The 9,922-nt window shown below is 37.3% G+C and carries 10 protein-coding genes and 2 pseudogenes; 10 read left to right on the forward strand and 2 right to left on the reverse strand.

The window, feature by feature from the left end; all coding sequences use genetic code 11:
* A pseudogene (locus H541_RS0109750) lies at positions 1–291 on the forward strand (IS6-like element IS1216 family transposase); the annotation flags it as partial.
* Positions 292–313: 22 nt separating this feature from the next.
* On the opposite strand, the gene H541_RS12305 reads toward H541_RS0109750, so the two are convergent.
* Together H541_RS12305 and H541_RS0109760 are read right to left on the reverse strand one after the other, a co-directional pair.
* Complete coding sequence (locus H541_RS12305; RefSeq protein WP_022797123.1) at positions 314–772, reverse strand: HAD family hydrolase; 459 nt, start codon at positions 770–772, stop codon at positions 314–316.
* Between the two features lie 4 nt (positions 773–776).
* A complete protein-coding gene (locus H541_RS0109760) occupies positions 777–1,544 on the reverse strand; it encodes a DeoR/GlpR family DNA-binding transcription regulator (protein ID WP_022797124.1) in 768 nt (255 codons plus the stop codon).
* Positions 1,545–2,020: 476 nt separating this feature from the next.
* Between H541_RS0109760 and lacA the strand changes: the two genes are divergently transcribed.
* From lacA to H541_RS0109805, 9 genes and pseudogenes are all read left to right on the forward strand, one after another.
* On the forward strand, positions 2,021–2,446 hold the full coding sequence (lacA, locus tag H541_RS0109765) for a galactose-6-phosphate isomerase subunit LacA (protein ID WP_010740268.1): 426 nt from the start codon (positions 2,021–2,023) through the stop codon (positions 2,444–2,446).
* Positions 2,447–2,461: 15 nt separating this feature from the next.
* On the forward strand, positions 2,462–2,977 hold the full coding sequence (gene lacB / locus H541_RS0109770; RefSeq protein ID WP_022797125.1) for a galactose-6-phosphate isomerase subunit LacB: 516 nt from the start codon (positions 2,462–2,464) through the stop codon (positions 2,975–2,977).
* 10 nt (positions 2,978–2,987) lie between these two features.
* Positions 2,988–3,919: pseudogene (gene lacC / locus H541_RS12595) on the forward strand (tagatose-6-phosphate kinase).
* A 2-nt stretch (positions 3,920–3,921) separates the two neighbouring features.
* Positions 3,922–4,902: a tagatose-bisphosphate aldolase gene (gene lacD / locus H541_RS0109780; protein ID WP_026501764.1), complete on the forward strand. Its 981-nt coding sequence runs from the start codon at positions 3,922–3,924 to the stop codon at positions 4,900–4,902.
* Between the two features lie 27 nt (positions 4,903–4,929).
* A complete protein-coding gene (locus tag H541_RS0109785) occupies positions 4,930–5,247 on the forward strand; it encodes a PTS lactose/cellobiose transporter subunit IIA (protein ID WP_022797127.1) in 318 nt (105 codons plus the stop codon).
* A complete protein-coding gene (locus H541_RS0109790) occupies positions 5,247–6,953 on the forward strand; it encodes a lactose-specific PTS transporter subunit EIIC (RefSeq protein ID WP_022797128.1) in 1,707 nt (568 codons plus the stop codon). The genes H541_RS0109785 and H541_RS0109790 overlap by 1 nt, the downstream gene beginning before the upstream one ends.
* Before the next feature lie 146 nt (positions 6,954–7,099).
* The gene (gene lacG / locus H541_RS0109795; protein ID WP_022797129.1) at positions 7,100–8,506 is read left to right on the forward strand and encodes a 6-phospho-beta-galactosidase; all 1,407 of its coding nucleotides are present in this window, start codon (positions 7,100–7,102) and stop codon (positions 8,504–8,506) included.
* A gap of 22 nt (positions 8,507–8,528) precedes the next feature.
* The gene (locus tag H541_RS0109800) at positions 8,529–8,801 is read left to right on the forward strand and encodes a DUF3884 family protein (RefSeq protein ID WP_022797130.1); all 273 of its coding nucleotides are present in this window, start codon (positions 8,529–8,531) and stop codon (positions 8,799–8,801) included.
* Positions 8,802–8,821: 20 nt separating this feature from the next.
* On the forward strand, positions 8,822–9,721 hold the full coding sequence (locus H541_RS0109805; RefSeq protein ID WP_005237723.1) for an aldose 1-epimerase family protein: 900 nt from the start codon (positions 8,822–8,824) through the stop codon (positions 9,719–9,721).
* The last annotated feature ends 201 nt before the right edge of the window (positions 9,722–9,922 follow it).

The raw sequence follows: 9,922 nt of genomic DNA on the forward strand, positions 1-9,922 counted from the left end.
GTCACAGATAAAGCCCCCTCTATTACAAGTGCCTTTAAGAAACTAAAAGAATACGGCTTTTATCAAGGGACAGAACATCGTACCATTAAATACCTGAATAATTTGATTGAACAAGACCATCGTCCAGTAAAGAGACGCAATAAATTCTATCGAAGTTTACGCACTGCCTCTACCACGATTAAAGGCATGGAAGCCATTCGAGGATTATATAAGAAAACCCGAAAAGAAGGCACTCTCTTCGGGTTTTCGGTCTGTACTGAAATCAAGGTAGTATTGGGAATCCCAGCTTAAATCATAGATACCGTAAGGGATTTTATTCTTTATTTAAAACTTTGCAACAGAACCGATAGGCACCAATATTTTGGAGTTTTCGACTCTGTAAGTCAACAGGGCCATTAGTTAGAATACCTATTGGGATGTGGTTTTTATGTAGAGCCAGCAGTAGTTGATGTATCTCAGGAATCATCGTAATCTGATCGAGTTCATATTCATAGTCAGCTTGGAAGTCTAGAGCTTCTGTCCTAGAAATACTATCGATGCCAAATTCTTCCATAGTCTTCTGACAGCGAAAAATTCTAAGCTGCTCAATACTGATGAGTTTTTTCGTGTATTTAGGAAAAGCAACATCAGACCAATATCTGAAACGTTTATAAATGTTATCTATTTGTTGGATATCAATCGTCGGAAAACATTTCTCAACGCTACGTTTAAAGGGGAGTTGATGGTCATAAAGAGTGTCATCAAGGTCAAAAACAATATTTTTATAAGTCATAATTTTAGTCCGCTTTTAAAATAGTAGTGTACTGGCTAAATTCCTCTAAGTGTTGAGGGCTAATCTGGTTATCTGTAATGATGGTATCGAGTTGATCTAGATTATAGAAGTTAAAGAAATCGTATCGATCGAATTTAGTACTGTCTACTAATAAGAATTTTTCTATAGCATTGTTTAGGGCAAGTTGTTGAATCACACCTTCCTTGTCACTATATGTAGCAATAGAATTATGGGTAACAGCATTTGCACTAACAAAAGCTTTGGCAAATCTCATTGCTTTTAAATTTGTCGAAGCCATTGAACCTACAAAAGCTCCAGTTATTTCTCTATATTCACCGCCAAGAAGCAATAAATCAATGGTTTCGCTACCATTTAGAATCAAGAACACAGGGAGACTATTTGTAATGACACGAATTTTATAACCTTTACGACCTTTCAATTCTAATGCCAGTTGTTCAAGTGTAGTTCCGGGTCCAATAAAAATAGTATCGCCATCTTTGATTAAAGAGCAGGCTTTTTTAGCAATGTCAATTTTTTCTTTTGTATTTAGACTTTTCTTCTCGATATGTGTCTTTTCAAGTGGCTTTTTAGAGGAAAGCAATTGTGCACCACCATGAGTACGTGTTAAAAGTCCATCAGCTTCTAGAGCATCAAGGTCTCTACGGGCTGTCATATCGGAAATATCTAGTTCATCTATTATTTCTTTTATGGTTATGGTCCCATCAATCTTTAACATATCTAAAATTTTTTCTAATCGTCGTTTTTTGTTCATATGAAGACTCTTCTTTCATAAAGTAATTTTTTCCCAAAGATAATTCTCTTTTAATTATATCATAAAAAACAATATTTTCAAGGTAAAACAAACAATTTTAAACAAAAACAAACGTTAGATGATGAAATAAGAACAGAGGATTGACGTATATTAGCTTAGGTCAGATTTTGTATAAGACGAAAATAAAGTAGGACCTCTTAATCAGTAAGTTATAGATAGTAAAAGACTTTTGTAATACTTGAATAGATATTTCACGTCCATTTTGTGATGGATTAAATGAACAAAAATGAACAATAATTTAACGGTGTTATCTATTTTTTAAAAAAAACAAAAAATAAACAAAAAAGCGTTGCTTTTTGTTTGAATGTTTGATATTATATAAACAAAGAAATGATGAAAACGTTATTTCGAACATTTCGCAAAATGTTTTCTACTTCTACGTAGCATTTCTTTCTAAAATTTAGGAGGTAGTCAAAATGGCTATTGTTGTTGGTGCAGATCTCAAAGGTACGAGATTAAAAGATGTTGTGAAAAATTTTCTTGTAGAAGAAGGTTTTGAGGTAATTGATGTGACTAAGGACGGACAAGATTTTGTTGATGTTACCTTGGCAGTTGCCTCTGAAGTAAATAAAGATGAGCAAAACTTAGGTATTGTAATTGATGCTTATGGAGCTGGTCCATTCATGGTAGCAACTAAAATTAAAGGTATGGTTGCAGCAGAAGTTTCAGATGAACGCTCAGCTTATATGACACGTGGACATAACAATTCACGAATGATTACGGTTGGCGCTGAAATCGTCGGTGATGAGCTTGCTAAAAACATCGCTAAAGGTTTCGTCAGTGGTAAATATGATGGCGGACGTCATCAAATCCGAGTAGATATGCTTAACAAGATGTGTTAAGAAAGGAGTTAAGGAATGAGAATCGCAATTGGATGTGACCACATTGTCACAGATGAAAAAATGGCAGTATCAGAATTCTTGAAATCAAAAGGACATGAGGTCCTTGATTTCGGGACATATGACCACGTACGTACTCACTACCCTATCTATGGTAAAAAAGTCGGTGAAGCAGTAGTAAGTGGTCAAGCAGACTTGGGAGTATGTATCTGTGGTACAGGTGTCGGCATTAACAATGCAGTCAATAAAGTTCCAGGTGTTCGCTCAGCGTTGGTTCGTGATATGACATCAGCTATATATGCAAAAGAAGAGTTAAATGCGAATGTTATCGGTTTCGGTGGAATGATTACTGGTGGTCTTCTTATGAATGACATCATTGAAGCTTTCATTGAAGCTGAGTACAAACCAACAGAAGAAAATAAAAAATTGATTGCAAAAATCGAACACGTTGAAACACATAATGCACATCAAGCAGATGAAGATTTCTTTACAGAATTCCTTGAAAAATGGGACCGTGGTGACTACCACGATTAAGGTATAACAAATGATTCTAACAGTCACACTAAATCCTTCAGTAGACATCTCTTATCCTCTAGAAACATTGAAAATTGATACAGTGAATAGGGTGAAAGATGTTAGTAAGACAGCTGGTGGAAAAGGCTTAAATGTTACTAGAGTCTTGTATGAATCTGGTGATAAAGTTACTGCTACAGGTTTCTTAGGTGGTAAAATTGGTGAATTTATTGAAAGCGAATTAGAACAATCTCCTGTTAGTCCAGCTTTTTATAAAATCTCAGGAAACACTAGAAACTGTATTGCTATCTTACACGAGGGTAACCAAACAGAAATTTTGGAACAAGGACCAACAATTTCTCATGAAGAAGCAGAAGGCTTTCTTGACCACTATAGCAATCTTATTAAACAATCAGAAGTTGTGACAATTTCAGGAAGTTTACCTTCAGGACTTCCCAACGATTATTATGAAAAACTTATCCAACTTGCTTCGGATGAAGGAGTAGCAGTCGTTTTGGATTGTTCAGGTGCACCTCTTGAAACAGTTCTAAAATCGTCGGCTAAACCTACTGCCATCAAACCTAATAATGAGGAACTTTCACAGTTGCTTGGAAATGAAATAACAAAAGATATTGAAGAACTCAAAGACGTTCTTAAAGAGTCACTTTTTAGTGGTATCGAATGGATAGTGGTCTCATTAGGTCGAAACGGTGCCTTTGCAAAACATGGTGATGTTTTCTATAAGGTAGATATTCCTGATATCCCAGTTGTTAATCCAGTCGGATCAGGGGACTCAACGGTAGCTGGTATTGCATCAGCTTTAAATAGTAAAAAAGTGACGCTGACTTATTAAAACATGCGATGACATTGGGTATGTTAAATGCTCAAGAAACAATGACAGGGCATGTGAATATGACTAATTACGAAACACTAAACTCACAAATTGGAGTAAAAGAGGTATGAAAATGGTACTTACAGAACAGAAACGCAAATCTTTGGAAAAAATTTCAGATAAAAACGGTGTTATCTCAGCTTTGGCATTTGACCAACGTGGTGCTTTGAAACGTTTGATGGCACAGTATCAAGATACAGAACCAACTGTAGCTCAAATGGAAGAACTAAAGGTTTTGGTTGCTGATGAACTTACAAAATACGCTTCTTCAATGTTGCTTGACCCTGAATATGGACTTCCAGCAACAAAAGCATTGGATAAAGAAGCAGGTCTTCTTCTTGCCTATGAAAAAACAGGTTATGATACATCAAGTACAAAACGTTTGCCTGACTGCTTGGATGTTTGGTCTGCAAAACGTATCAAAGAGCAAGGCGCTGATGCCGTTAAGTTCTTGCTTTACTATGATGTAGACAGCTCAGATGAACTTAACCAACAAAAACAAGCTTATATTGAACGTGTTGGTTCTGAATGTGTCGCTGAAGATATTCCTTTCTTCTTAGAAATCCTTGCTTATGATGAAGAAATCTCAGATGCAGGTTCTGTTGAATATGCAAAAGTGAAACCTCGCAAAGTCATTGAAGCGATGAAAGTTTTCTCTAATCCACGCTTTAACATTGATGTTCTTAAAGTAGAAGTACCAGTTAACGTTAAATATGTCGAAGGTTTTGCTGATGGTGAAGTGGTTTACAGTAAAGCTGAAGCTGCTGACTTCTTTAAAGCACAAGAAGAAGCGACTAACCTTCCATACATCTACCTAAGTGCAGGTGTATCTGCTAAATTGTTCCAAGAAACATTGCAATTTGCTCACGACTCAGGTGCCAAGTTTAATGGTGTGCTTTGTGGACGTGCTACTTGGGCAGGATCTGTAGAACCTTACATCAAAGAAGGTGAAAAAGCAGCACGTGAATGGTTGCGTACTACTGGATTCGAAAATATTGATGAACTTAACAAAGTTCTTGTTAAAACAGCTAGTCCATGGACTGATAAAGTATAGTAAAAACATAAAACGGAGGATATTGTTATGAACAGAGAAGAGATGACTCTCTTAGGGTTTGAAATTGTTGCTTATGCTGGAGATGCTCGCTCTAAACTTTTAGAAGCGCTTAAAGCGGCTGAAAATGGTGATTTCGCTAAGGCAGATAGTCTTGTGGTAGAAGCAAGAAGCTGTATTGCAGAGGCTCACAATTCTCAGACAGCTATGTTGGCTCGAGAAGCTTCTGGGGAGGAACTTCCATACAGCGTTACCATGATGCATGGTCAGGACCACTTAATGACTACTGTCTTATTAAAAGATGTGATTCATCACCTCATCGAACTTTATAAAAGAGGAGCAAAATAATGCATAAACTCATTGAACTTATTGAGAAAGGGAAACCGTTCTTTGAGAAAATCTCTCGAAACATCTATCTTCGTGCTATTCGTGATGGATTTATCGCTGGTATGCCAGTCATCCTTTTCTCATCTATCTTTATCCTTATTGCCTATGTCCCAAATGCTTGGGGATTCCACTGGTCAAAAGACATTGAAACCTTCTTGATGACTCCTTATAGCTATTCGATGGGTATCCTAGCATTCTTTGTTGGTGGTACTACCGCTAAAGCTTTGACGGACTCAATGAACCGTGACCTACCTGCGACCAATCAGATTAACTTCTTATCTACGATGCTAGCGTCTATGGTAGGGTTCCTTTTGATGGCAGCTGAGCCTGCAAAAGAAGGAGGCTTCTTGACAGCCTTCACGGGAACAAAAGGTCTTTTGACAGCATTTATTGCAGCCTTTGTGACAGTTAATGTTTACAAGGTCTGTGTGAAAAATAATGTTACTATTCGTATGCCTGAAGAGGTTCCACCAAATATCTCTCAAGTATTTAAAGACTTGATTCCATTCACTGTATCGGTTGTTCTCCTTTATGGATTTGAACTCATTGTTAAGGGAACTCTTGGTGTAACCGTTGCAGAATCAATCGGTACCCTTCTTGCTCCTCTCTTCTCAGCTGCAGATGGTTACCTTGGAATTACACTTATCTTTGGTGCTTATGCCTTCTTCTGGTTTGTTGGTATCCACGGTCCTTCAATTGTCGAACCAGCAATCGCTGCTATCACTTATGCCAATATCGATGCCAACTTGCATCTTATCCAAGCTGGACAACATGCAGATAAAGTTATCACTTCTGGTACTCAAATGTTTATTGTTACCATGGGTGGAACAGGAGCTACATTGATTGTTCCATTCTTGTTCATGTGGATTTGTAAATCAGAACGTAACCGTGCCATCGGACGCGCCTCAGTTGTTCCAACATTCTTTGGGGTTAATGAGCCAATCTTATTTGGTGCACCAATCGTATTGAATCCGATTTTCTTTGTACCGTTCATTTTCGCTCCGATTGTCAACGTTTGGATCTTTAAATTCTTTGTTGACACATTGAACATGAACTCATTCTCTGCCAACCTTCCATGGGTTACTCCTGGTCCGTTGGGAATTGTACTCGGTACTAACTTCCAAGTTCTATCATTTATCTTAGCCGGACTCTTGGTAGTTGTTGATACTATCATTTATTACCCATTTGTTAAGGTATACGATGAACAAATTCTTGAAGAAGAACGTTCTGGTAAAACAAACGATGCTCTTAAAGAAAAAGTAACTGCAAACTTCAATACTGCTAAAGCAGATGCCGTTCTTGGAAAAGCAGGCGTTGCTAAAGAAGATGTAGCAGCAAACAATAATATCACAAAAGAAACTAATGTCCTTGTTCTTTGTGCAGGTGGAGGTACAAGTGGCTTGCTTGCCAATGCCTTGAACAAAGCAGCAGCAGAATACAATGTTCCAGTCAAAGCGGCAGCGGGTGGTTACGGTGCTCACCGTGAAATGTTGCCAGAGTTTGACTTGGTTATCTTGGCTCCACAGGTCGCTTCAAACTTCGATGATATGAAGGCTGAAACAGATAAATTGGGCATTAAACTTGCAAAAACTGAAGGAGCTCAATATATCAAATTGACACGTGATGGACAAGGTGCTCTTGCATTTGTTCAACAACAGTTTGATTAATAAATTTGTAAAAGTTATTTGAGACGAGATTATTCTTTCAGTTCCTTATAATATTGTTAACCATATCATTGCATTTCATTTCATTTCCTTGGTTTCCGGAACTCAGAATATCGTCTCAAATGCTTTTTTTGAAAGGAGTTATAGTTATGACTAAAACACTTCCTAAAGATTTTATTTTTGGTGGTGCTACAGCTGCTTATCAAGCAGAAGGTGCGACTCACACGGATGGTAAAGGCCCAATTGCATGGGATAAGTATCTTGAAGACAATTATTGGTACACAGCAGAGCCTGCAAGTGATTTTTACCATAAATATCCTGTTGATTTAGAATTAGCTGAAAAATATGGCGTTAATGGTATTCGTATTTCAATTGCCTGGTCTCGTATTTTCCCAACTGGCTATGGCGAAGTAAATGAAAAAGGTGTTGAATTCTACCATAATCTTTTTGCCGAGTGCCACAAACGTCATGTTGAGCCATTCGTGACTTTGCACCACTTTGACACACCAGAAGTTCTTCACTCAGATGGAGATTTCTTAAACCGCGAAAATATAGAACACTTTGTAGATTATGCCGCTTTCTGTTTTGAAGAGTTCCCAGAAGTAAACTACTGGACAACTTTCAATGAAATTGGCCCAATTGGAGATGGTCAATACTTGGTTGGTAAATTCCCTCCAGGCATTCAATATGATCTTGCCAAAGTCTTCCAATCACACCACAATATGATGGTTTCTCATGCACGTGCTGTGAAATTGTATAAAGATAAAGGTTATAAAGGCGAAATTGGTGTAGTACATGCGTTGCCAACCAAATACCCTTATGATCCAGAAAATCCAGCAGATGTTCGTGCCGCTGAGTTAGAAGATATCATCCATAACAAATTTATCTTGGATGCAACCTACCTTGGACACTATTCAGATAAAACGATGGAAGGGGTCAACCACATCCTAGCTGAAAATGGTGGAGAACTTGATCTTCGTGATGAAGACTTCCAAGCACTTGAAGCAGCTAAAGATTTGAACGATTTCCTTGGTATCAACTACTACATGAGTGATTGGATGCAAGCCTTTGATGGTGAGACTGAAATCATTCACAATGGTAAGGGTGAAAAAGGAAGTTCTAAGTACCAGATTAAAGGTGTTGGTCGCCGAATCGCACCAGATTATGTGCCTAGAACGGATTGGGACTGGATTATTTATCCTGAAGGCTTGTATGACCAAATCATGCGAGTGAAAAATGATTATCCAAACTACAAGAAGATTTACATCACTGAAAACGGTCTTGGATACAAAGATGAGTTTGTAGATAATACCGTTTATGATGATGGTCGTATTGATTACGTGAAGAAACACTTGGAAGTTTTATCAGACGCAATTGCGGATGGTGCAAATGTTAAAGGTTACTTCATCTGGTCACTTATGGATGTCTTCTCATGGTCAAACGGATACGAAAAACGTTATGGACTATTCTATGTAGACTTTGACACGCAAGAACGCTATCCTAAGAAATCAGCTCATTGGTATAAGAAAGTAGCAGAAACTCAAGTGATAGAGTAATATTACTTGAAAATGTAAAAAATTGTTATCCGATACTTTAGAAAAAGTACAACACTTATTGAGACCAGGCTTTGAAAATGTATATATTGTTAGTTTCGAAGATTGTCCTATGATTCCTGAGCTTGAAGCTACCCCGTTGCTAAAATGTGGTAAATGGTATGTTTCAACTGGAAAAGAATGGATTTGCCATTCTGATTTAGAGTTATCAGCATTTGAATGGGAATTTTTACAATCACTCGATGTAGAAATACGTGAGACTATTCACTTCGAGGTAAATTATTTGCCTTTCCAATAATAAAAAGAAAGGAATTAGTTGTGACTATCGAATTAAAAAACGAGTATCTTACTGTTCAGTTTAAAACACTGGGTGGTCAACTGACTTCGATTAAAGACAAGGATGGGATAGAGTATCTCTGGCAAGCTGATCCAAATTATTGGAATGGACAGGCGCCTATTCTATTTCCTATCTGTGGTAGTTTACGAAATGATTGGGCTATTTATAGACCTCAAGAAAGACCCTTTTTTACAGGTCTTATTCGTAGACATGGTTTTGTTCGAAAAGAAGAATTTATTCTGGAAGAAGTCAATGATAATAGCGTGACTTTTAGTATTAAACCAAATGCTGAGATGCTTGATAATTACCTATATCAGTTTGAACTGAGAGTTGTTTATACCTTGAATGGTAAATCAATTAGAACCGAATTTCAGGTAACGAACTTGGAAATGGAAAAAACAATGCCTTACTTTATTGGAGCCCATCCAGCATTCAATTGTCCTTTAGTAGAAGGTGAAAACTATGAGGATTATTATATTGAATTTAGTGAGGTTGAGTCTTGCTCGATACCAAAGAGTTTTCCTGAGACAGGATTATTAGATTTGCAAGATCGCACACCTTTTTTGGAAAATCAAAAGATTCTCGATTTGGACTACTCACTTTTTTCCCATGATGCCATTACACTTGACCAGCTCAAGTCTCGTAGCGTAACGCTTCGGTCAAGGAAGTCTGGTAAAGGTCTTCGAGTAGATTTTGATAATTTTCCGAACTTGATTCTGTGGTCTACAACTAATAAAAGTCCATTCATTGCTTTGGAACCTTGGAGTGGTCTCTCCACTTCACTTGAAGAAGGTAATTTCTTAGAAGATAAAAGACAGGTAACGAAAATTTCACCTCAAGAAACTTCTAGAAAAATCTATGATATTACTATCCTTAATTAAAATTTGTTATTATTTGAGTCTTCAATAAGATTTGAATACTCTTACCTTGTGATGATAGATTGGTCTTCTCCGTGCCAGTCTTACATCGCAAGGTTTTTAAGTTTTTTGGGTTCTACGTCAAATAGTGTTGTTACAGTTAAATCACTTAAGGAAACGCCCCGGCGTTTCTTTTTTTTCTAAATAATTTGGCAGATATTTTGC

Source organism: Bavariicoccus seileri WCC 4188 (assembly GCF_000421665.1).
GTDB lineage: Bacteria > Bacillota > Bacilli > Lactobacillales > Aerococcaceae > Bavariicoccus > Bavariicoccus seileri.